The sequence below is a fragment of the Asticcacaulis sp. W401b genome (assembly GCF_046503825.1).
GTDB lineage: Bacteria > Pseudomonadota > Alphaproteobacteria > Caulobacterales > Caulobacteraceae > Asticcacaulis.
Genome location: NZ_JBKFEE010000004.1, coordinates 18,207 through 41,364 on the forward strand (window position 1 = coordinate 18,207; position 23,158 = coordinate 41,364).

Genomic DNA, 23,158 nt, shown 5'->3' on the forward strand with positions numbered 1-23,158 from the left:
CATAAAACGATGTGTGGTTCCGTTAGGTGAGAGGCTCTGGCAATGCAAGCCCCAAAAGTCTGTGTTGGCGTTGTTTGCGTCAGTTTCGATAAGGTGCTGCTGATCCGGCGGGGCCGTGAGCCGCGCAAAGGTCATTGGTCCATTCCCGGCGGCAAGGTCGAGTGGGGCGAAAGCCTCAGAACGGCCGCTTTACGAGAATTGAAAGAAGAAACAGGGTGCAAGGCTGAACTTGGGCCCTTGATTGATGTCTATGAAATCATTGAGCCAGATTTTCATTATGCGCTGATTGACTATCTGGCGCATTGGACTGAGGGCGAACCGAAGGCAGCGGACGATGCCGATGAGGCCAGATTCGTTGGTTTCGGGGAGGCGCTGGTCTTGCTCGTCGATGAAGACCTGAGGGATGTCGTGCGTAAGGCACAGTACCTGATCAATAGCAAATAGGCTGAAAGCATGAACGAAAATCGGCGGCCTAACCTCCGGTTTTCGTAGCTATTCCTCCCGGTTGCGCTACACTGTGCACATAACCACTGAGGGGAGTCTTCATGTTCAGTATCTTCGCCGGCGTTCTGATCGTCGTGACCTTTTTCATCCTGTTTTCGGTCATCAAGATCGTCCCGCAGGGCCGTGAATTTACGGTCGAACGCTTTGGCCGCTATACCCGCACGCTCAAGCCCGGCATCTCCTTCCTGACGCCTTTCATCGAAACGGTGGGCAAGAAGGTCAACATGATGGAGCAGGTGTTCGACGTGCCGCAGCAGGACGTGATCACCAAGGACAATGCCATCGTCAAGGTGGACGGGATCGTCTTCACGCAGGTGATGGATGCCGCTGCGGCTGCGTATCGCGTCGATAATCTCAACAATGCCATCACGCAGTTGGCCATGACTAATCTGCGCACCGTGGTCGGTTCGATGGAACTGGATGAAGTGTTGTCGCAGCGCGATTCGATCAATACGCGGCTCCTGACCGTTATCGACCACGCCACCTCGCCCTGGGGCATCAAGGTGACACGCATCGAAATTAAGGACCTGCGCCCGCCGCACGACATTACCGACGCCATGGCGCGTCAGATGAAGGCCGAGCGCGAGCGTCGCGCCCTGATCATCGAAGCCGACGGTGAGCGTCAGGCCGCCATTGCCCGCGCCGAAGGGGCCAAGCAGGCCGCCGTACTTGAGGCCGAAGGGCGCAAGGAAGCCGCCTTCCGCGACGCCGAAGCGCGCGAACGCGCCGCCGAAGCCGAAGCCAAGGCGACCCAGATGGTGTCGGACGCCATCGCTTCGGGCGACACCAAGGCCATCAACTACTTCGTGGCGCAAAAATATGTCGAAGCCTTTGCCGGTTTCGCCAATTCAGCCAATACCAAGACCCTGATTCTGCCAGCCGATCTGGCGTCTCTATCGGGGTCCGTTGCCGGTGTGGCCGAACTGCTGAAGACCGTCACGGATCAGGCTCCGGCCACGCGGAGCAAGTAACGGAGGGGAGTATGCTGGAGTTTTTGCTGGCTGAGCCGCAGGGGCGGCAGCTTTTCTGGGCCTGGCTGATTATTGGCGGGTCGCTGCTGGCGTTTGAAATCGTCATCGGTACGCAGTGGCTTCTGTGGCCTGCGGCCGCCGCTGTGATCGTGGCGGTGATCACCCTGACCGGGGCCCCGGCCAACCTGCTGGTGCAGATCGTCATTTTCTGCGTCCTGACGCTGACCATGACGCTTCTGTCGCGGCGTTTCCTCAAGCCTCCCGTGGCGGAAGGGGCTGACATCAATGACCCGCATCATCGCCTGATCGGGCAGGAGGCGACGGTGATTGATGCCTTCGACGACCTCGAAGGTCAGCGCGTCAATGGCCGCGTCATCTTCGATGGCGTCGAATGGCCGGCCCAGAGCGAACGCACGGACGCGCCCATTGCCCTGTCCGAAAAGGTCCGCATTCTGGCGGTCAGCGAAGGTAAGCTGATCGTCACAAGGGTTTGATAGGACATAGATAACCCCGCGAGCCATGCAATCGGCTTGACTTACGGTACGTCAATCCCCTGTCATCGGCAAAACGATACAGGGAGACATGTTCATGACCACTGAAACCGCCTCGGTTCATCCGCTGATCAGCCCCGCCGAATGGGCCATCCGTAAGGATCTGGCGGCGCTGTATCGACTGGTGGCGATGTTTGGCTGGGACGATACCATCTTCACCCATATTTCGGCCCGCGTTCCGGCGAAGGACTCGCTTGTGGCCGGGCCGGATGGGCCGGTGGTGTCGCACGTCGATCATTTCCTGATCAATCCCTACGGCACTTTTTTTGAGGAGATGACGGCTTCGGCGCTGGTCAAGGTCGATCTGGAGGGCCAGATCGTGGGCGCGGCCGACGCCTTTGTGAATCCGGCGGGCTTTACCATCCATAGTGCCCTGCATGTGGCGTGTCCGGATGCCCATGTGGTCATCCACCTGCACACGGACGCCATGACCGGCGTTTCGGCGCAAAAAGAGGGCCTGCTGCCCCTGACGCAGAACGCCCTGTTGCTGGGGCCGCATCTGGCCTATCACGCCTATGAGGGCGTGGCGCTTGATCACGATGAACGCCAGCGTATCGTCGCCGATCTGGGGCAAAAAAAGATCATGCTGTTGCGCAACCACGGGGCGCTGGCCTATGGTGGCTCGGCGGCCGAAGCCTTTACCCTGGTTTATTTTCTGGAGCAGGCCTGTCGGCAGCAGATTGCCGCCCTGTCGGCCGGACGCGACGGCGTATTGGAAGCGCCGCAGGACGTGCAGGACAAGGTGGCGCCGTTAGGGGCCGGTGTCGGGTTTGTCTCCGGTCTGCTGTGGCCGGGGCTGATGCGGCGGCTGGAGCGTCAGTATCCCGGCTGGGATCGCTAAAAGGGGGCAGGTTTGCGCAAGCGGGGGCGGTGGATTTTGGCAGTGGTGCTGGCCCTGTGGCCGGCGACCGTCTGCGCCTCGGCCTGGGGGCCGGACAGTGGGGCGAGCGAAGTCATCGTCAAGGTCGAGGTGGTCACTGCCAGCCAGGGGTTCGATGCGTCCGGCACGGCCGCGATTGATCTGCCGCAGTGGGAAGAAAAGCGCGTGACGGTCTTTGCCGAACGCGGGGTGCACGACCTGCTGAGTGTGTTCGCCAAGGCGAATATTCAGGATATTCAAACCTCTGTGGACAGTTTCTCAGGTTTGGGCTCTGTCGAGATCGGGCTGAAGACGCCCCTCTATCGCTCCGATCGCAGTGCGCTGAGCGCCAGTGTGTCGCTGGATGGCTTTGGCAAGGGGCGACGCGACGAGTTTTCTGTGCCCGGTGATGAAGACCCGGATGTCGAGGTGCGCCTTTATGGCGGACATAGTTTCGAGGCGCGCAAGGTGCCGATGTTTGTCGATGCGCAGGTCGCTAGGCGCGCCCGCAGCGGGTCAAATGCCGATCAGTGGCGGGTGGATGTGACCGTCGGGGCGCGGCCTTCGCCCAAATGGATCGTGATGGCTCAGGTGTTTGCGGGCAAAACGGATCGCCTGAACGGCTTTGAAGCCAAATGGACTCACGTGGAAACCAGCGCCGTGCGCTTTTTCGATGCCAAACAGACGCTGGGCGTGCAGTTTGGCCTGCGTCAGACGGTCAGTGGCGAAAATGTGCCGAAGTCGAGTGCGGTGACTATCGGACTTTGGAAAAGGTTTTGAAGGGCGAAGGGCCACGGGCCCTTCACCCGGAACCGGGAGTAAAAGGCACCGTCAGAGTCATTGCAGAGAGTTATGGGGTTTGGGGCCAACTGGCCCCAAGACCTTAAAGCGCTTCTGCCAACCGCAAAAAGTCCGCCGGGCTGATATTTTCAGCGCGCAGGGTCGGATCAATCCCAACCTTGGCCAGCAGGGTCTCACCGCCCAGCGCTTTTAACGAGGCCCGCAGCATCTTGCGACGCTGACCAAAGGCCGCGGCGGTAAGGGTTTCCAGATTGCGGATGATGCGCGCGTCGGGGCGCTCGGCCTTGGGGATCAGGCGCACCACGGCGCTATCGACCTTGGGCGGCGGCGTAAAGGCACGCGCCGGCAGGTCCATCAGCTTTTCACAGTCGCACAGGACCTGACAGATGACCCCCAGACGACCGTAATCATCGTCCCCAACCGGGGCGACGACGCGCAGGGCGACCTCAAGCTGAAACATCAGGGTCAGGGATTTGGGCTGCCACGGCCCGGTCAGCCACTTGATCAGCAGCGGCGTGCCGACATTGTAGGGCAGGTTGGAGACCAGATGAGCCTGTGGTGGCAGGCCGCGTTCGGCCAGAAGGGCGCGCTCATCGACCTTCAGCGCATCGGCTTCGACCACGCCGAAACGGCCGGGATAGGCCGTATCCAGCTCCGTCAGCAAGTCGATAAACCGCGCGTCCTTTTCGACGGCCAGCACATAGGCGGCTTCGCTTTCCAGTGCGGCGCGCGTCAGGCCGCCGGGACCGGGGCCGACCTCGATTACCACCTGACCGTCAAAGGCGTTGCCGCCTTCCTGCCCCAGACGCACGATCTTGCGCGTCACATTCAGGTCGAGCAGGAAGTGCTGACCGAAGCTCTTTTTGGCCATCAGGCCGTGGGCTTCGAGGCTTTCGCGGAGGGAGGGCAGGGTCATTTACGTGGTTTTTTGGGCTCGGTTCAGGCTGATGTCGTGGGCGGCCCGGATGGCGTTGATCAGGCTGTCGGGACGGGCTATGCCCTTGCCGGAAATGGCAAAACCGGTGCCGTGATCCGGAGACGTCCGCACAAGGGGCAGGCCGAGGGTTATATTGACACCGCCCCAGAAGTCCAGCGTCTTAAGCGGAATCAAGCCTTGATCGTGATACAGGCACAGGGCGGCGTCATAGGTGCGACGCGCCTCTGCATGAAACAGGGTGTCGGCGGGCAGGGGGCCTGAGATGTCCAGCCCTTCGGTGCGCAAGGCCGCCACCAGAGGCTGCAACAGATCGACTTCCTCGCGCCCGATGGTGCCGTCTTCACCGGCATGAGGATTGAGCCCGGCCAGCACCAGCCGCGGTTTGGCCACGCCGAAGTCGCGGATCAGGGCTTCGTGGGTGACGTGGGCAAGGCTGCGAACGGTCTCTGCCGACAGGTGCGCTTTCACCTCGGACAGGGGGATGTGGATGGTGGCCAGCACGACGCGCAGGGCGCTGTCATTGGCGGCATCGGGCGCAGTCAGCATCATGACCGGGCCGCGCGTGCCGGGATAGGGGGTATCGGCGGTCAGGTCACCCAGATATTCCGTATGGCCGGGAAAGGCAAAGCCGGTGGCGTAGAGCACCGACTTGGCGATGGGGGCGGTGACAAGGCCGCGTGCCGCGCCGGACAGGCATAGGCAGACACCTTCGCGTATCCAGCCGGTAATATGCGGCGCGTGAACCGGATCGGGCTGACCTGGACGGGCGGGGGCGCTTAGCGGGCGGTCGAGAACCGGCAGGCCATCGGGGAAGGCCGCTATGGCTTCGGACAGGTCATGGATAGGCCGAACCGGCCCCAGAGAGGCCAGTAAATCGGCATCGCCCAAAACCGCGAAAGCGTAGTCTGTCTGTGATCTGAGAGCCGCCCACGCCTTGTGCACCAGTTCGGGCCCTGTGCCGCAGGGGTCACCCAGGCTGAGGACCAGCGGCGCCGTGATGGGCGGGCGCAACGCCCTTACCGGCTTTCGATCGTGGCACCGTCGCGGATGTCACGCAGATAGCGGCGGCCCAGCATGGCGACCTTTTGCTGCGTCAGGCGTTGTTCGACCTGTTCGCGCGAAGGGACATCATCACCGGCGGCGGTCTTGTCACAGACATAGACCACATTGATATTCATGGCGTTTTTCATCGGCTCAGTGCTTTGCCCGACCTTGAGCGGTTGCAGTGCCGAGGCGTATTCCGGCTTTAAGTCGCTGAGGGTCGTAAAGCCGAGATCGGCGACGCTGACCTGACCACTGCCCTTTTCGTTATTGAGGGCATCACAGGTCGGATACCTGGCGCGGACGCTGGCCAGTGCGCGCATGGCCGAATCCCCGCCGGTCAGCGGCACGGCGGCCTGTTTCAGGCGCACCTTGGCGTCGGCCTTGCCTTCCTTCTTTTCGCGCAGGTAGTAGATATAGACGCCTTCGTCGGTAACGATCGGACGCGTCATCTGCCCCGGATTCATGCCCTTGAGGACGGTTTCAACCTTGGGGTCGATGGTGCCGGAGACCAGCCAGCCCGCGTCACCGCCATTGGCCGCCGACGGAGCGTTGGAAAACTGCCTTGCCACCGACTGAAACGGCGCGACGCCTTGCGCGATCTGATCGAACAGTTGCTGCGCCCCGGCTTCGGCCTCTTTCTGGCCACCGGCGACTTCCGGATCGATCAGGATTTCCGCCACCAGATATTGCGGCTTCTGGCTATCTTCGGTCAGCTTGGTCATGAAGGCATCGACCTGATCCTTGCCGACGCGCGCCTTGGGGCGGAAACGGCCATTGACCAGTTGCCCCCAGGCGATTTCGGCCTTGATCTGATCGCGCAGGGTCTGTGCTTCGATGCCGGCGCGCTTCAGTTCGGCCAGAAGCTGGTCCTTTGACAGGCCCGACTGCTGCGCCATATTGGCGACTTCCTCGTCGATTTCCTCATCGGAAACGGTCAGCTTGAAATGGTCGGCCTCGGCCAGTTGCAGATGTTCGTCGATCAGGGCGCGCAGGGCCTGCTGCTGAAAAGCCGCGTAGTTTTGCTGCGTGACCTGCACACCCGAGGTGATGATCAGCAACAGCATACGCTGCTTGAGATCGTAGGACGAGATCAGCTTGTCGTTGACCAGCGCCACGACCCCTTCGCCCAGCGGACGGGCCTGCGCCGCCGGTTGAGCGGTCGTCTGTGCGACGGCCGGAAGGCCCGACAGGGTGAGGCAGGTGCAAAGCAGCATCGCGGAGCGGCGGAAGGCAACGGAGGTCATGTCGTCGTTTTAATCTTTTCAACAAAGCGGCGCTGCGGCCGGGTCGGGCAATCTATAAACCATACGGCTCTTAGCGTACATTGACAAAATCATCGTCCGATGGCGCCAATGTGGCAAGACTTATCCGAACCGAAATAGACTCATTCGCCTTGCCATTATTGCTGAGCAGGGCCGTCTCATCGCGCTGATAGACCAGTTCTAGACGTGCGCAGTCATCCTTGTAGATGACCGAGGCTTCGGAACGCAGCCAGCGGTCACGCAGCATGTCGCGGCTGACCTGAGCCGAAACCCCCCATCTGGAGTTAAAGAAGTGCTGTCCGAACAGTTGCAGGTCGTGATAGCCCACGGTCGGCACCAGTTCGCCATCGACGACGGTGAAATTATAGTTGTTTTTCAGGCCAAGCAGCGCCGTCTTGTCGTACTGGTGGCGCAGGGTGAGCTGCGTATTGGCGCTGAAATAACTCACGCCGGTTTCGCCCCGGCGGATCGTGCCATCGTCGCCGATGCGCTGACGGGTATAAAGGCGCAGGCCCCGGCCCGTATCGACGTCCGCCTGTACGATCCAGTCGGATTTGGTGTTGGCCAGACTGGAGGCGTCGTATTTGTAGGTCGTATTGCCGATCTTGTAGAGGCGATAGAAGTTTTCTTCCGGGGTCTTGCGGAAGGCGCGACCGATCAGCGAGGAGAAACGGAAGCCCGAATCATAGCTGAGCTGGGTCTTCAGCCCCACATTCAGGCGTTTGCCGCCCTCGTAAAGGTCGAAACCGGGGGAACGGTTGGCCTTGAACAGGGTGGTCGCATCGACTTCGAACGCATTGGAGTCTTCGTTCGTGAGGAAGGGTTCGACCTGCGAATCGGGAGACAGGGCGATTTGCGCGATGGGTTCGACCACCAAGGACAGGCCGTTGAACTTGCGCAGCAGCGGATAGGAGAGGTCGAGGCCGACCGTACCGAGGCTGCGCGACACCCGCCGCGTGTCCTCTTCGCCGGGTTGCAGGTCATATCCGGTCTTGTAATAGTCCCGCAGATAGTATTCGTCGTGACGCGCGTCGAGGAAGGGCGCGAACTTGAGGCCGCCGGGGGTGACCATGTCGCGCCGCCACGACAGGCCGATATTGGCGCGCGCCGTATCGACGGGGCCGCGATTGTCCGGATTCACGATGTCGGGTGCGAGGAAGATATCCGTCGAAGGCGTCGTCTTGCGAATGATCGACACGGCATTGGCCGACAGGGTCAGACGCCCGCCCAGTATCTCCTGATCCGGCGACCAGTAGGCATCGATCATCGGCGCGACAGCCGGTTGATTCCGGTCGCGTTCCGCCAGATACAGCATCGGGCTTGTTGCCAGATCGGAACTCAGCCGGTGCTGACCGCCAATAGCCAGGCTCTGGAAGGATATCAGCGAGGCGCTGAAGAAGGCCGTATCGGTCTGACGCACCAGATTGATCTGACTGATCAGGCGGCGCGAATTGCTCGAAAAATCCCCGGCATAGGGGAAGCCTTCATCGACCTTGTAGCGTTCGTAGAAGTTCGAGATCGGAAGACCCGCAGCAATGGGCGTCGAGACCGGGTTACCATTGGCGTCGGCTGACCATGACAGCAGGCCGTTGCTCGTCTTGTCCCATACCCGCTGCGCCGTGAAGTTCCAGCGCCAGTCTTCGTTGATATCGAACTTGCCATCCAGCAGCATGAAGCCACGGGTGGCGCTTTCGCCCCATTTGTGGCCATCATTATCAAAGAAGCGCTCATTGGTGACACCAAAGCGGCTGTGCAAATCACCGGAGTAGAAGCGGCGGTTGAGTTCCAGATACAGCAGTGGATTGAGCTTGCTGGAAAATTCCGGGCTGATGATAATGTCCGTGTAGGGCGAGACCGCCCACAGGTACGGCAACTCCAGCGTCGCTCCGCGCCGCCCTGAAAAGCCGGGCTTTGGCATCAGGAAGCCTGAGCTCCGCTTGGCCGTCACGTCGGCGTGCCACAGAACAGGCAGGTACAGGACGGGGACGCCCTTGGCCTTGATGATAGCGTCGCGATAGATCACCACGCGGTGTTTCTTGTCCTGCGTGATCGAACTGGCCTGAATATGCCAGGTCGGCTCCTGCGTGACATTGTTTTTCACACACAGTTCGCAGGGGGTGAAAATCGCTTCGCTGAGGCGGTTGGTCTGTTCGTCGAGACGTTCAACCTTGTTGGCGAACAGCTTGGATTTTTCGCCGTCGATATAGGCGATACGATCGCCGGTGCCGGACGAATGTTCATTATCGACCTCCAGCCGGTCGGCGTATTGCACCGAACCGTCCGGATTGATCGTTTGCACATTGCCGGTTGCCACGGTTTTACCCGTCGTCTGATCGTAGCGGACCTCGTCAGCACGAATGAGGCGGCCTTCCCAGCGCATCTCGACCTTGCCGCGCGCCAGCATGATGTTTTCCTCCGGAGAGGTGACCTCGTCCGCAGTGATAAACGCCCCCTCTTCGCCCAGCCCATCGTCCGGCAGCGGTGGTTCCGCAGGCGTGTTGCTGTTGGGGCTATCCTTGCCGTTCAGGCGGTCGCGTTCGGCCTTCAGCACCTGTTCGTCGCTCAGGCGCGCGGTCATCGTCACGGGCGCAGGGGCAGAAGCCGGCACAGAGGCGGGCGGATTATCCGTTGCGGTCTGAGCCAGGGCGGGCAGGGCTACGGCCTCCGCAGTCGGAGCGGCAGGGCGCCGGGGGCGCGTGACATGGGGAGCTTCGGAGGCGTCGGCAACCGTCTGACTGACGGACGCAGGTGGTGCGGCCGGATCAGGCGCAGGGGCCGTCGTCACAACTGGCGCCGGTCGAGCGACAGCTTCGACCGTCGGTGCGGCCATATCGCTGTCATCAGCAAAAAAGCGAATCCCCCTTACGCCCAGTTCACCTTCGGCGTCGGTTTCCGGACGCGCGGCGGCTTCGCCGCTGACAACGCCGGCGGCCAACAAGGTCAGGACTCCTACGCTCAGCTTGAGCGACGCTTTTCTCATATGGGGTGTACCTGATGGAAGGGAACGCGGGACAAACGCTTCGGGTGATTTGGCTAATAATAGGTTGCCAGACGGCTGTCGGGTATCGCGAATTTGAAGTTCGCTTCATTTTTCGTGTCGAAAGACGGGCGAATTTCAGAGTTCAGACACTCAGGATCGATTTTGCTCCTGGCCAGGCGAGGGCGCACCGGGCGTCCTCAGATGTCAATTCCCTTTTCTAGCCGTCCTCAGTGTAAACAAGCAATGTCAGGGCCGTCAAAAAGGCGACCAGCGGAGTGGCCCAGCCCGCCAGAAAGGCCGGGATAACCTCGGCCTTGCCCAGCGAACCACAGAGCTGGTTGAGGAAAAACACCATGAAGCCCAGCACGATGCCTGACAGGGTCAGTCGCGCCAGCCCGCCAATCCGCATCAGGCGCAGGCTGAAGGCGGCCCCCAGCGCCGTCATGGCGGCGAACATCAGCGGCGTGGCCAGCAACTGGTGCAGGCGGAGTATGTAGCCTGCGGCCGAAAAACCGGAAGACTCAATCTGCATTATGGTGCCGGGCAATTGCCAGAAATTGGTCGATTGCGGTACGGCGAAGCGGCTGAACGCCCGCTCCGGGCTCAAATTCGAGTCGATAGAGAGGGTGTTGTAATATAACAGGGATTCGCCGGGTTTGCTGACGCGCGCATTCTTGAGTTGCCAGGTGCCGGGTCGCAGCACCGCTTCTGAGGCGTCGATACGCGTCAGAAAACGCGGGATTTCGGTTTCGTCCAGAGCAAAGGTCCAGAAGCTGGCGTCGATCAGGCGGCCATCATCGCTCTGTTTGCGGGCATGGATAACGGTCTGCTGCTTGCCGTCCCCCTGCCTCAGATAGACCTCGCCCGTTTTGGCGCGCGTATCGGATTGCGATTGAAGCGCGGCAAAACGGTCGTACTCATCCGCCAGCCGGGTGGCGATGGGGTTGAGGACGGTTATGGTCAGAGCCCCTAAAATGGCTGCCATGCCGGATACCGGCAGTACAAAGCGCCAGGCCGACATACCGGCGGCGCGCATGGCGATCAGCTCGGAACGGCGGTTCAGCCCCACAAAGGCCGACAGGGTGCCGAACAGAAAGGCAAAGGGCAGTAGGACGAGAATAATATTGGGGGATTTGAGCATCAGCAGACCGACGATCTGCAAGCTGCTCAGGTCGCCGCGCTGACCCAGCGATTTTGATACTTCAACATAGTCGATCAGGAAGATGATGCTGGAGACGATCACCAGAGCCGTGCCGACGGCCATCAGGCAGCGCGTGATGATGTAGGTCGTCAGGCGTTCCCGACGCCATGGATTGGCATAGCTCAGCAGAGTGAGAGCGGCGGTAAGCGGGTTCATGCCTGACCTCCGAGGGGTCTGAGTTCCCTCAGGTTTTGTGCGCCTGTGGCCTTACCCCGCACGCAGGTGCGGTCGTTTTTGCGTATGATGGCCAGGCAAGCCCAGATCAGCGCCACCGGCACCACATATTGCAGGATATTGGCCACGGGTGTGTTGGCGCACCCGGCCTCGATAGCAAAGCCGACGATACGGATACCGGCGGCGATAAAGGAGACAGTGGCGATGCGACGCCCATAGCCCTGACGGCTGAACGTTCCCCCCAGAACGCCCACAACCGCCAGCAAGCAGAAGCCCAGATTATACAGAGGCCCCGAAATGCGGGCATGGCCTTCGGCCATCAGCTTTGTCCAGTTACCGTTTTCCCACTCCATGGCGCGGTTCGGGAAGAAGAGTTCGTGCGGGAAACGGTCGGAATCCTTGAAGTGCAGATAATCTTCGGAAATCACATACTGCGAAATGTCGAAGGAGTATTCGGCGAAGGTCAGATGGTTCAGCACGCCCTGCGGCGACAATTGCTGGGTCGATCCGTCGCGCAGGATCAGGACCTGCCCCCCCTTGGCCGGGGTAATCACGCGGCCTTCGCGCGCCATATAGGTGCGGTCCTGCCCGTTGGCACCGGGCGTGCGGATGAAGATTTGCCGCAAAAGGCCGCTTTGATCAATCCGCTGCACGTAGATGGTCATGCCGGACGGCGTCGTCGAAAAGTCACCCTCGCGCACAGCGGCGGCAATGACGTCGGTCTTGATCTTGAATAGTTCTTCGCGCATGGCGCGCGAGGCGGCGGGCTGGATGAACAGGGTCATCAACAGGCCCGTCAGGGTGATATAGACCCCGAAGCGCACCACCGGAGACGCGATACGCCACAAGGACATGCCGTTGGCATAGCTGGCCACAATTTCATGGTCATTGTGCATACGGTTGAGCGCCACCAGCGTGCCGACAAAGATGGCCACCGGAAAGATCAGGCCGGACAACTGCGGCAGGGCCAGGAAGGTGATTTTCAGGAAGGTGCTCAGGCTCTGCCCGCGTTCAACGATGACGTCAAACTGGGTCAGGGATTGCGACAGGATGGCGATAGCCGTCAGGGCGGCAATCGCCCCCAGAATCGGCGTGCGCATCTGGCGCGAGATGTAACCTTCGATCGTACGCAATGGCCAGCCTGAAAAAAGTTTAAATGAAACAAAGATGGCACTTAGATGTCGGCCTTGTCGAAATCATGGCCGCGCACCGTCTATACGATCTGTTTTGACCGCATACACAGGCAATAGCAAGCCATCTACCGCAGTGCAGTAGAAAAATCGGTTGTTTGTTTGCCCTGAGACAACTGTGACCGCCTTGCCACGGCCGGGCAAATGGTGCTTAAACGGGCGCGGATTGCGGGTCCCTGCCCTGAGAGACAAAGGGTGTGTGCGTGGCCCGCCGCATACGCAGATGGAGTTTCCATGCAGATCGAACTGTCCGCCATCCTTCCCGCCGATACCGCCGTGGCCGTTGTGGTCGGCGAGGGCCTGACCCTCAGCGCCGCCGCTCAGGCGGTGGAGACCGCCACGGGCGGCTACTTCACCGGGGCGCTTAAAAAGTCAGGATTTACCGGCGCTAAGGGCAAGGTGCAGACCGTATCGGCCACGGCGGATCAGACCTACACGGCTCTGGTTGCGCTGGGGGCCGGACCTCTGGGCGACCTGAAGGGCCAGACGCTCGAATCGGTGGCCGGCAGCCTCTGGCACGGCCTGAAGGCGTCGGGCCTGACTTCGGTGGCGCTTGATCTGTCCGGCTTTGCGGCGCAAGAGGTGGCGACGGTGCGCTTCGCCCTGACGCTCGCCGCCTATCGCTTCGACAAATATTTCGGTCAGGCCAAGCTGGACAAGCTCCCGGCGCTGAAGACGATCACGCTGGTGACGGCGGATGTGGCCGCCGCCGAAGCGGCTTATCAACCGTTGAAAGCTGTAGCCGAGGGCATCATTCTGGCGCGCAATCTGGTGTCTGAGCCCCCGAACGTTCTCTATCCCGAATCCTACGCCGAAATCATCAAGGGCTACGAATCGCTGGGCCTTAAGGTCGAGGTGCTGGGCGAACCCGAAATGAAGGCCTTGGGCATGAACGCGCTACTGGGCGTGGGGCAGGGCTCGCGCAAGGAATCGAAGCTGGTCGTCATGCAGTGGAACGGTGCGGGTGATGCGCAGCCCGTGGCCTTTGTGGGCAAGGGCGTGACCTTTGACACCGGCGGCATCTCCATCAAGCCGGCCGAGGGCATGGAAGACATGAAATGGGACATGGGCGGTTCGGCGGCTGTGGTCGGGGCCATGGTGGCGCTGGCCGGGCGGAAGGCGAAGGTCAATGCCGTGGGTATCGTTGGCCTTGTCGAAAACATGCCGGATGGCAATGCCCAGCGTCCGGGCGATGTGGTGAAGGCCATGTCGGGCACCACGATTGAGGTCATCAATACCGACGCCGAAGGCCGCCTCGTTCTCGCCGACGCCCTGTGGTATTGTCAGGAACGCTTCAAGCCGCAGTTCATGATTGATCTGGCCACCCTGACCGGGGCCATGATCATTTCGCTTGGCATGGACTATGCCGGCGTCTTCTCCAACAATGACGATCTGGCAGACAAGCTGGCGAATGCGTCGAAGTCGGTGTCGGAAAACATCTGGCGCATGCCGCTGCCGCCGCAGTACGAAAAGCAGATCGACTCGAAAATCGCCGACATCCGCAACATTGGCGGCCGTCCGGCGGGTTCGATCACCGCGGCCCTGTTCCTCCAGCGCTTCGTCAATGAGGTGCCGTGGGCGCATATCGACATCGCCCCGACCGCCTGGACCAATGAGCAGCGCCTGACCACCGTGCCCGAAGGCGGCACCGGCTTTGGCGTGCGCACGCTCAATGCGCTGGTTGAGGCCTATTACGAGCAGTAAGGCACGCCCCCTCTGACAAGAAGGGATACCATGACGCAGGTCTGGTTCTATCATCTCGAACGCACGCCGCTGAAGGCCGCCCTGCCGGACCTGCTGGAAAAGACCCTGCAAAAGGGCTGGAAGGCCTATGTGCTGGGGGCGGCGGGCGAGACGCTGGAGGGACTGGATCAGCACCTGTGGGCGTATCGCGATGAGGCCTTTCTGCCGCATGGACTGGAGAGCGAGCCTCAGGCGGCGCGCCAGCCGGTGCTGCTGGGCGACAGCGGTGGCAATGCCAACGGGGCTGAGGTGCTGTTCTCGGTGTCCGCCATGAATTTGCCTGAACTGTCGCCGTATCAGAGGTGTCTGATCCTGTTTGAGGGCCACGATGAGACGCATCTGAACTGGGCGCGCGCCCAGTGGAAGACGCTGAAGGCCCAAAATCTCGATCTGGCCTACTGGAAACAAAACGACGCCGGTCGTTGGGAGAAGGTGCAATGATGAAAAAGATCGCGGCCGGTTCGGCCCTGTTGCTGCTGGCGGCCTGTTCGACGCCGGCCCCGTCGCCTGTTGCGCCACCGCCGCCTGCCGTCTCGCGCCCCACGCCGCAAAAACCGCCGGAATTCAAGCCGGTCGATACCGACAAGTGCGAGGCCAAGAGCCTGCAATATCTGGTGGGTAAACCGCGCACCCAGATCCCGGTGCCGCTGGAGCCTTCAAAGCGCCGTGTTTTGTGTTCGACCTGTGCGGCGACCATGGATTACCGCGCCGATCGTCAGACGATCATTTTCGATACGGATACGGGGATAATCAAGTCGGTCACCTGCGGTTAGGCAAATCGCGGTCTTTGGGCGCCTCGTTCGTCGCCGTCGCTTGCAGGTACAATCGTACCTGCGGCGCTAGGCTCCTGCTATTCGCGACAAATCTCGCAATTTGCAGACCTCTCTCCTCCCTGCGCGAAGCGTGGGGAGGAGATTAAAGCCCCGCCTCGGTTTTGGCCGTCTCATAGACTTCGGCGGCCTCCATCCAGTCGCCCTCCATCTTCACCAGATCGTCTTCCAGCTTGGCCTTTTCCTTGCCGAGTTTGACCGCCTCTGTGGGGGCCTTCACATAGATGTCCGGGTCCGAAAGTTTCAGGTCGATCATCTTGATCTTGTTGCCCAAAGTTTCAATCTGACGCTCTAGGTCGTCGGCCTTTTTCTTCAGCGGCGCGATGGCGTTGCGGGCAGCAGCGGCGGCCTTGCGCGCCTCCTTGGTATTGACGCTGGCCGGCTTGTCCTTGGTGGCCGCCTGCGCTTCCTCGCGCGTCGCTGTCTTGGCGCGTTCGACCACCAGCTTGGCATAGTCGTCCATAGTGCCGGTATAGGTCTTCACCGTCCCGTCATTGACCAGCCAAAGCTTGTCCGCCACCAGTTCGACCAGCGAGCGGTCGTGGGTGATGATCAGCACGGCACCTTCATAATCGTTCAGCGCATCGAGCAGCGCGCGGCGCGAGTCGATATCAAGGTGGTTCGTCGGCTCATCGAGGATCAGCAGGTGCGGCCCGTCCATGGCCACCATGTTGAGCAGCAGGCGGGCGCGCTCACCCCCCGACAGGTCCTTTACCTTGGTCTCGACCTTTTCCACCGTCATGCCGAAGCTGCCCAGACGCCCGCGGCGCTTGGATTCCGTCTCATCCGGACGGGCGCGGCGCATCATCTCCAGAGGCGTGTCCTCCGGGTCCATGGCCTCGATCTGGTGCTGATGGAACCAGGCGACCGTCATGCGGCGGTCGCGCCACTGCGTGCCGTGCATTTCGGTCAGGGCTCCGGCCAGCAGCTTCGCAAAGGTCGATTTGCCGGCCCCGTTGACCCCCAAAACCCCAATCCGATCATCGGGATCGAGCCGGATATTGATGTTCCGAAGAATGATCGTATCCCCATAGCCGACACTGGCGTCGTCCAAACGCAGGATCGGCGGAGCCAGTTCCTTTTCGGGCGAGGGCAAGCGGAAGGGCGCGACGCGGTCCTGAATATTGGCGGCAATCGGCGGCAGCTTTTCCAGCTTCTTCATGCGCGACTGGGCCTGCGAGGCCTTGGACGCCTTGGCCCTGAACCGATCGACAAAGGCCTGGAGGTGGGCGCGCTCGGCCTCCTGCTTGGCGGCATTGGCGGCATTGAGGCGGGCCTTTTCGGCGCGCATCCGCTCGAAAGTGTCGTAATTGCCGCTGTAATAGTCGAGCCTTTGCCCGACCACGTGCACGATGGCATCGACCGACTCGTTGAGCAGGTCGCGGTCGTGCGAGATCATCAGGGCGGCATTGGGGTAGCGTTTCAGCTTGGCTTCCAGCCACAGGGCCCCTTCGAGGTCGAGATAGTTGGTCGGCTCATCGAGCAGCAGCAGGTCGGGCTCGGCCAAAAGCGCCCCGGCCAGCGCCGCGCGCATCCGCCAGCCACCGGAAAAGTCCGAGATGGGCCGCGTCAGGTCGGCATTGGAAAAGCCTAGACCACTGAGGATTTCCGCAGCGCGCGAAGGCGCACGATCCGCGCCGATGGCGTAGAGGTCGTGGTGGATTTCCGCCTGCTGCATCGGATCGGCGGTTTCGAGCGCCTTCAGAAGATTGGCGCGGCGCGTGTCGATGGCCAGCACCGCGTCGATCAGGTGCTGCGGTGAGGCGGCGATTTCCTGATCCACACTGGCCACGCGCCAGCCTTTGGGCGTGGTGATTTCGCCGCCGCCGGGTTGCGACTTGCCCAAAATCAGGCCGAACAGGGTCGATTTGCCGACGCCGTTCAGCCCCACCAGACCGGCCTTGGTTCCCGGCGTCAGGGTCAGGCTGGCGCCATCAAAGAAGCGACGGCCATAGGCGTCGTAGGTCAGGTTGGTGATCTGAAGCATGAGACTGTAAAAAACGTCGTAAAAAAGCGGTTGGCGTAAGCCGTCGGCCTCGCTATAAGCCGCCCCAACCTAAACGCAAGACAAAACGGATTTCCCATGTCCCGTACCTTCTCCATCCTGAAGCCCGACGCCACCCGCCGCAACATCACCGGCGCCGTCAACGCCGTGATCGAGGCCGCCGGCCTGCGCATCGTCGCTCAAAAGCGCGTTCACTTCACCAAGGCTCAGGCCGAGCGCTTCTACGGCGTCCACAAGGAGCGCCCCTTCTTCGGCGAACTGGTTGAGCAAATGACCGCTGCGCCGGTCGTTGTTCAGGTTCTGGAAGGCGAAAACGCCGTCGCCAAGTACCGCGAAGTGCTGGGCGCCACCAACCCGGAACAGGCCGCCGAAGGCACCGTCCGCAAGCTGTTCGCCCTGTCGATCGGTGAAAACACCGCGCACGGTTCGGACTCGGATGAAAACGCGGCCATCGAAATCGCGCAGTTCTTCTCGGAAGCCGAAATCGTCGGCTAATCTGAGGCTTATTGCCGAAACTTAAAACCCCGCCGGTGCGCCCGGCGGGGTTTTTTATTAGAGCGATGTGCGGAAAAGTGTGAGCGGTTTTCCGTAAGAACATCGCGACAAAACAAAAATTTAGAGCGAAATGGCGTTTCCACCTAAGTCATTTCGCTCTAGCCACGAAAAACACGAAAAGCACAAAAAGGCTGCCCCTGTTTGCCTGAAGGGACTCCCGTCATTGCGACAGTCCTTCATGCCCGGCGCTGCGCGCCAAATGTTGACCCCTTTGTTCGTGTTTTTTGTGGCTTAATTCTTTGGTCGCGAACCTAATCCAGTTCGACCACCTCGACGCGGGTGCCGTTGAGCACCAGCGCCAGTTCGCCTTTTTTCAGCTTGATGGCGTCGTCGCCGAACACCTTGCGCCGCCAACCTTCGAGCGCCGGGACATTGGCCTTGTCATCGAGCGCGATCTTTTCCAGATCGGCTACGGACGCGATCAGTTTCGGGGCCACGCCTTCGTCTTCGCAGCGCACGCGCAGCAGCACCTTCAGCAGTTCCACCACGCTGGCCGGGACCTGCACCGGCGGCGGGGCCTTATCGACCTTGGGGGCGTATTTTTCCGGCTCGGCCAGAGCCGTCTGGATCACCTCGCACAGTTCGATGCCGAATTTGGACGCCCCGAAACCCTTGGGGGTCGAGCGCAGGCGGTCAAAGGCCGCCGCATCGGTGGGCAGTTGGGTGGCGATTTCGTCCACGCCCTCGTCCTTGAGGATACGGCCGCGCGGCTGATCGCGCTCCTGCGCCACGCGCTCGCGCCACGCCGCGACCTCCTTGAACACCGCCATATATTTCAGCGAGGGCTTGCGCGGACGCAGCCGTCGCCAGGCGTCGTCGGGCGAGGTGTTATAAAGCTTCGGATCGGTCAGATCGGCCATTTCGGCGGCGACCCATTCGTAGCGGTTCTGGGCTTTCAGCTTTTCGACCAGCTTCGGATAGAGCTTAGCCAGATGCGTCACATCGCCCAGCGCATACTGCAACTGCTGCTCGGACAGGGGCCGGCGTGACCAGTCGGTAAAGCGCGAGCCCTTGTCGATATCGACCTTGATGACCTGACGGACCAGCGAATCATAGGCCACCTGATCGCCGAAGCCCGCCGCCATGGCCGCGACCTGCGTATCGAAGACCGGGGCGGGCATGGCCCCCAGATTGTTGAAGATTTCCACGTCCTGACGGCAGGCGTGGAACACCTTGAGGATGGCCGGATCGGTCAGCAGGTCCAGAAACGGTTTCAGATCAAGGTCAGGGGACAGGGGGTCGATAATGCCCGCGTGGTCCTCGGACGCTGCCTGTATCAGGCACAGCTTGGGCCAGTAGGTGGTTTCGCGCATAAACTCCGTATCGACGGTGATAAACGGGGCGCTGGCGATTTTGGCGCAGAAATCGGTGAGGGCGGCGGTCGTGGTGATAGTGGGCATAAATACGACTTTGTGCGTGAACCGCGACGGGGATGCCCGTCTTTTTCCACGGCGATGAAAAGAAAGGACCGCACGGCGGCTGCCCGGCGCACGATTTGATGATTTTGCGAATAGCTATAGCAAGTTTTTGCGGGACGAAAAGCGTCAAGCCGGTTATAGAGCGCGCAAATCACCCTCAAATCGCTTTCCGGCGCGTACACTTAAGGTTAGTTTTATGACCGAGCCCCAATCCAACGGCCTTACCTATGCTCAGTCGGGCGTCGATATCGACGCGGGCGAAGCGCTTGTGGACGCCATCAAACCGCTGGCCAAGGCCACGCGCCGCCCGGGTGCCGAGGCCAGCCTGGGCGGGTTCGGTGCCCTGTTTGACCTGAAGGCGGCGGGCTATGACGACCCGCTGATTGTCACGACGACGGACGGCGTGGGCACCAAGCTGCGTATCGCCATCGACACCAATCGCCACGACACGGTGGGTATCGACCTGGTGGCCATGTGCGTCAACGACCTGCTGGCGCAAGGGGCAGAGCCCCTGATGTTCCTCGACTATTACGCGACGTCGAAGCTTGACGTCGATACGGCGCGTCGGGTGGTGGCCGGGATTGCCGAAGGCTGCAAGCGTGCGGGCTGCGCGCTGGTGGGCGGGGAAACCGCCGAAATGCCCGGCATGTACGAGGGCGAAGACTATGATCTGGCCGGATTCAGCGTCGGCGCGGTCAACCGCGACAAGGTGCTGCCGAAGCTGGAGGCACAGGCAGCGGGCGACCTGATCATCGCTCTGGGGTCGTCGGGGCCGCACTCCAACGGTTATTCGCTGATCCGCAAGGTGGTTGAGCGCTCGGGCCTGAGCTGGGCCGACGACGCACCGTTTGCCACCGAAAAGTCGCTGGCTCAGGCCCTGCTGGAGCCGACGCGCATCTATATTTCGTCGGTTCTGCCGCTGATGAAGGCGGGTCTGGTCACCGGCGGGGCGCATATCACCGGCGGCGGCCTGATCGAAAACCCCGGCCGCGCCATTGCCGAAGGCCTGAAGGCCGAGTTCGATTTCGACGGCTGGACCTTCCCGCCGGTCTTCCAGTGGCTGATGCAGGCAGGCAATATCGACAAACACGAAATGCTGCGCACCTTTAACTGCGGTGTCGGGTTTGTGCTTTATGTGAAGCCACAGAACGCCGATGCGGTTCTGGCGGCGCTGCTCAATGCGGGCGAAGACGCCTTTATCTGCGGCCAGCTGGTGGCGGCGTAATGAATCTCCTCCCTGTCGCGTAAGCGATGGGGAGGTGGATTTTTGCCATAGGCAAAAAGACGGAGGGGGATGACGCAGGCCTTCGGCCTCCCTCCGTCGCCCCTTCGCTAAAGCTCCGGCGCGCCACCTCCCCACGGCTTGCGCCGTAGGGAGGAGAGTTTAGGTGACCCCCAAAACCAAAACCGCCATCTTCATTTCCGGGCGCGGGTCCAACATGATGGCCCTTGTCGAAGCCGCCAAAGCCCCGGACTTTCCGGCCGAGTGCGTCGTGGTGGTGTCCAACGATCCTGCCGCCGCCGGGCTTGAGTGGGCCGCGTCGCAAGGCATCGAGGCGCTGGCCGTTGATCACAAGCCCTTCGGCAAGGACCGCGAGGCGCATGAGCGCGCCATTGACGCTGAGTTGCGGGCGCGTGGCGTCGAATTCATCTGTCTGGCCGGCTATATGCGTATCCTGACGCCGTGGCTGGTGACGCAGTGGGAAGGGCGGATGATCAATATTCACCCGTCCTTGCTGCCGAAATACAAGGGCCTGCACACCCACGAACGCGCCATAGACGCCGGGGATACCGAGGCCGGGTGCAGCATCCACTGGGTGTCCGCCGGGGTGGACGAGGGGGCTTTGATCGCTCAGGCCCGCGTGCCGATTCTCGAGGGCGATACGCCCGATAGGCTGGCGGCGCGGGTGCTGACAGAGGAACACCGGCTCTATCCCGCCGCGGTGCGCGATATTCTAACAAAAATGTAATCTGGCCGTCGTTAAGGTTTCTTGCGCAACAAAGGCGCTCATGTAAAGTCCGCAGCCTGTTATAAATTTACACAGGATGCGCTTGTATGTCGCTGAAATCCGTCCTCACCTACGGGGCCGCCTTTGCGCTGGCCGCCGTCATGGCTCCCGCCGCGCCGGGTACGGCTCTGGCCGACGAAGGCATGTGGACCTTCGACAACTTCCCCGCCGCCAAGGTCAAGGAGACCTACGGCGTGACGCTCGACAAGGCATGGATGGACAAGGTGCAGGCTGCGGCCGTGCGCCTGTCGGGCTGCTCGGCCTCGGTGGTGTCGCCGGACGGTCTGGTGCTGACCAATGCCCACTGCGTGATTGCCTGTGCGCAGGACCTGTCCACGCCGCAGGCGGATTACGTCAATGACGGCTTCCTGACGAAGGCCCGCACCGAGGAAAAGACCTGCCCCGGGCAGACGGCGGAAATCCTTTTGTCGATCACCGACGTGACCAAGGACATCAATGCGGCGACCAAGGGTCTCACCGGCGCTGACTTCGTCAAGGCGCAGAACGTCAAGTCGGCCGAGCTGGAAAAGGCCGGGTGCGGCGATGACAAGACGATCCGCTGTCAGGTTATCAGCTTCTATCAGGGCGGTGAGTACAAGCTCTATAAGTATCGCCGCTATACCGATGTGCGTCTGGTCTTCTATCCGGAATATAAGGCGGGCTTCTTTGGCGGGGACCCCGACAATTTCAACTTCCCGCGCTACAATCTCGATTCCGGCTTCCTGCGCCTGTACGAGAACGGTCAGCCGGTGAAGACGCCGCAGCATCTCAAATTCGCCACGACGGCGCCCAAGGAGAACGAGCTGGTGCTGGTGGCCGGTAACCCCGGTTCGACCAGCCGTCTGTTGACCGTCTCTCAGCTTGAAACCCTGCGCGACGTGACCATCCCGACCCAGCAACTGATGCGCTCGGAACTGCGCGGCCGCCTGATCCAGTTTGGGGCTGAATCCGAAGCTAACAAGAAAATCACCGTCGATACCCTGACCAGCCTCGAAAACGGCTTCAAGGTCTTCTATGGTCAGCAACTGGCGCTTCAGGACCCCAAGGTGATGGAGGCCAAACGCGCCGAAGAAGCGGCCCTGAAGGCCGGTATGAGCGCTGAGGACAAGGCGCTCTATGGCGATCCGTGGGCCGATCTGGCGGCGGTTCAGGTGGCGGCCAAGGACCTCTATCTGCCCTACTATTTCCTCGACTCGTCGCTCAATTCGTCGAGCCTGTTCTCCTATGCCCGCACCCTGGTGCGCGCCGCCAAGGAGCGCGCCAAGCCGTCCGCCGAGCGTTTGCCGGAATTTGCCGATACGCGCCTGCCGCTGGTCGAAAAGCGCCTGCTGGACAAGGCGAACATCATCCCGGCGCATGAGCGCATCTTCCTCGAATTCCGCCTGCTCAAGGCCCGTGAATACCTGACCACGGACAACGCCATCACCAAGCTGATGCTGGGTAAGGAATCGCCCGAAGGCCTGTCGAAGCGCCTGATCGAAGGCACGAAGCTCGGTGATCCGGCGGTGCGCAAGGCCCTGTGGGACGGCGGTTTGGCGGCCATTCAGGCCTCTGACGACCCGATGATCCAGTATGCGCTGAAAATCGACGATCAGGCGTTGGCGCTACGTAAGGAATACGAGGCCAAGGTTTCGGGCCCGACGCGCATCGCCGCCGAAAAGGTCGCCAAGATCCGCTTCAAGGCCTATGGCAACTCGACCTATCCGGACGCGACCTTCTCGCTTCGCCTGTCCTATGGCAAGGTGACGGGCTGGACCTATCGCGGTCAGACCGTGCCGGCCTTTACGCAGTTCGCGGGCCTGTATGACCGCGCTACGGGCAACGACCCCTATGAGCTGTCGCCGAAGTTCGCCGCCGCCAAGAGCAAGATCGACCCGAAGATCGTCTATAACTTCTCCTCGACCAATGACATCATCGGCGGCAATTCCGGCTCGCCGGTGATCAATGCCAGGGCGGAAGTCGTGGGCGCGGCCTTTGACGGCAATATCCATAGCCTGGGCGGGGCCTACTACTATGACGGCACGATCAACCGCACCGTCACCGTGGCCTCGACCGCCATCCTTGAAGCGCTGGACAAGGTCTATGACCAGAAGGCGCTGGTGAAGGAACTGACCGGTAGGTAGG

20 protein-coding genes are annotated in these 23,158 nt (G+C 61.3%); 12 read left to right on the forward strand and 8 right to left on the reverse strand.

All coding sequences use genetic code 11. The features are described 5' to 3' along the window. The first annotated feature begins 42 nt into the window (after window positions 1-42). From ACK8OE_RS09875 to ACK8OE_RS09895, 5 genes are all read left to right on the forward strand, one after another. On the forward strand, window positions 43-444 hold the full coding sequence (locus ACK8OE_RS09875) for an NUDIX hydrolase (RefSeq protein WP_126423963.1): 402 nt from the start codon (window positions 43-45) through the stop codon (window positions 442-444). A 101-nt stretch (window positions 445-545) separates the two neighbouring features. Further along, a complete protein-coding gene (locus ACK8OE_RS09880) occupies window positions 546-1,475 on the forward strand; it encodes an SPFH domain-containing protein (protein WP_290796906.1) in 930 nt (309 codons plus the stop codon). A gap of 11 nt (window positions 1,476-1,486) precedes the next feature. Further along, window positions 1,487-1,969, forward strand: a complete 483-nt coding sequence (locus ACK8OE_RS09885) for an NfeD family protein (RefSeq protein WP_290796903.1) — start codon at window positions 1,487-1,489, stop codon at window positions 1,967-1,969. Window positions 1,970-2,063: 94 nt separating this feature from the next. Beyond that, window positions 2,064-2,867, forward strand: coding sequence for a class II aldolase/adducin family protein (locus ACK8OE_RS09890; protein ID WP_410272400.1), 804 nt, complete (start codon window positions 2,064-2,066; stop codon window positions 2,865-2,867). A gap of 12 nt (window positions 2,868-2,879) precedes the next feature. Beyond that, a complete protein-coding gene (locus tag ACK8OE_RS09895; protein WP_410272401.1) occupies window positions 2,880-3,665 on the forward strand; it encodes a hypothetical protein in 786 nt (261 codons plus the stop codon). A gap of 103 nt (window positions 3,666-3,768) precedes the next feature. Here ACK8OE_RS09895 and rsmA read toward each other — a convergent pair whose 3' ends face one another. The 6 genes from rsmA to ACK8OE_RS09925 all read right to left on the reverse strand — a co-directional run bounded on the left by rsmA (window position 3,769) and on the right by ACK8OE_RS09925 (window position 12,417). Continuing rightward, a complete protein-coding gene (gene rsmA / locus ACK8OE_RS09900) occupies window positions 3,769-4,602 on the reverse strand; it encodes a 16S rRNA (adenine(1518)-N(6)/adenine(1519)-N(6))-dimethyltransferase RsmA (RefSeq protein ID WP_410272402.1) in 834 nt (277 codons plus the stop codon). Beyond that, complete coding sequence (gene pdxA, locus ACK8OE_RS09905) at window positions 4,603-5,634, reverse strand: 4-hydroxythreonine-4-phosphate dehydrogenase PdxA (RefSeq protein WP_410272403.1); 1,032 nt, start codon at window positions 5,632-5,634, stop codon at window positions 4,603-4,605. Window positions 5,635-5,639: 5 nt separating this feature from the next. Beyond that, window positions 5,640-6,911 carry a peptidylprolyl isomerase gene (locus tag ACK8OE_RS09910; protein ID WP_410272404.1) on the reverse strand — a complete coding sequence of 424 codons (1,272 nt, stop codon included), beginning with the start codon at window positions 6,909-6,911 and terminating at the stop codon, window positions 5,640-5,642. Between the two features lie 70 nt (window positions 6,912-6,981). Continuing rightward, on the reverse strand, window positions 6,982-9,909 hold the full coding sequence (gene lptD, locus ACK8OE_RS09915; RefSeq protein ID WP_410272405.1) for an LPS assembly protein LptD: 2,928 nt from the start codon (window positions 9,907-9,909) through the stop codon (window positions 6,982-6,984). 217 nt (window positions 9,910-10,126) lie between these two features. After that, window positions 10,127-11,266, reverse strand: coding sequence for an LptF/LptG family permease (locus ACK8OE_RS09920; protein WP_410272406.1), 1,140 nt, complete (start codon window positions 11,264-11,266; stop codon window positions 10,127-10,129). Further along, window positions 11,263-12,417 (reverse strand): LptF/LptG family permease, encoded by a 1,155-nt coding sequence (locus tag ACK8OE_RS09925; RefSeq protein ID WP_290796883.1) that lies wholly within the window; start codon window positions 12,415-12,417, stop codon window positions 11,263-11,265. Before ACK8OE_RS09925 ends, ACK8OE_RS09920 begins: the two co-directional genes overlap by 4 nt. A 291-nt stretch (window positions 12,418-12,708) precedes the next feature. On the opposite strand from ACK8OE_RS09925, the gene ACK8OE_RS09930 reads away from it, so the two are divergent. The 3 genes from ACK8OE_RS09930 to ACK8OE_RS09940 are packed head-to-tail and all read left to right on the forward strand — an operon-like array spanning window position 12,709 to window position 14,990. After that, window positions 12,709-14,178 carry a leucyl aminopeptidase gene (locus ACK8OE_RS09930; RefSeq protein WP_410272407.1) on the forward strand — a complete coding sequence of 490 codons (1,470 nt, stop codon included), beginning with the start codon at window positions 12,709-12,711 and terminating at the stop codon, window positions 14,176-14,178. Between the two features lie 30 nt (window positions 14,179-14,208). After that, window positions 14,209-14,658, forward strand: coding sequence for a DNA polymerase III subunit chi (locus ACK8OE_RS09935; RefSeq protein WP_126423951.1), 450 nt, complete (start codon window positions 14,209-14,211; stop codon window positions 14,656-14,658). Continuing rightward, entirely contained in the window at window positions 14,655-14,990 is a 336-nt protein-coding gene (locus tag ACK8OE_RS09940; RefSeq protein WP_410272408.1) for a proteinase inhibitor i78, read from the forward strand. The genes ACK8OE_RS09935 and ACK8OE_RS09940 overlap by 4 nt, the downstream gene beginning before the upstream one ends. 142 nt (window positions 14,991-15,132) lie before the next feature. On the opposite strand, the gene ACK8OE_RS09945 is transcribed toward ACK8OE_RS09940, so the two are convergent. Then, window positions 15,133-17,034, reverse strand: coding sequence for an ABC-F family ATP-binding cassette domain-containing protein (locus tag ACK8OE_RS09945; RefSeq protein ID WP_410272409.1), 1,902 nt, complete (start codon window positions 17,032-17,034; stop codon window positions 15,133-15,135). Between the two features lie 96 nt (window positions 17,035-17,130). On the opposite strand from ACK8OE_RS09945, the gene ndk reads away from it, so the two are divergent. Beyond that, the gene (ndk, locus tag ACK8OE_RS09950; RefSeq protein ID WP_013480483.1) at window positions 17,131-17,547 is read left to right on the forward strand and encodes a nucleoside-diphosphate kinase; all 417 of its coding nucleotides are present in this window, start codon (window positions 17,131-17,133) and stop codon (window positions 17,545-17,547) included. Window positions 17,548-17,858: 311 nt separating this feature from the next. Here the strand turns inward: ndk and rnd are convergent, their stop codons facing one another. After that, a complete protein-coding gene (gene rnd / locus ACK8OE_RS09955) occupies window positions 17,859-19,007 on the reverse strand; it encodes a ribonuclease D (protein WP_410272410.1) in 1,149 nt (382 codons plus the stop codon). Between the two features lie 214 nt (window positions 19,008-19,221). Between rnd and purM the strand changes: the two genes are divergently transcribed. The 3 genes from purM to ACK8OE_RS09970 all read left to right on the forward strand — a co-directional run bounded on the left by purM (window position 19,222) and on the right by ACK8OE_RS09970 (window position 23,157). Then, window positions 19,222-20,250 (forward strand): phosphoribosylformylglycinamidine cyclo-ligase, encoded by a 1,029-nt coding sequence (gene purM, locus ACK8OE_RS09960; RefSeq protein ID WP_410272411.1) that lies wholly within the window; start codon window positions 19,222-19,224, stop codon window positions 20,248-20,250. 163 nt (window positions 20,251-20,413) lie between these two features. Continuing rightward, window positions 20,414-20,995, forward strand: a complete 582-nt coding sequence (gene purN / locus ACK8OE_RS09965) for a phosphoribosylglycinamide formyltransferase (protein WP_290796858.1) — start codon at window positions 20,414-20,416, stop codon at window positions 20,993-20,995. Between the two features lie 86 nt (window positions 20,996-21,081). After that, on the forward strand, window positions 21,082-23,157 hold the full coding sequence (locus ACK8OE_RS09970; RefSeq protein WP_410272412.1) for a S46 family peptidase: 2,076 nt from the start codon (window positions 21,082-21,084) through the stop codon (window positions 23,155-23,157). The last annotated feature ends 1 nt before the right edge of the window (window position 23,158 follow it).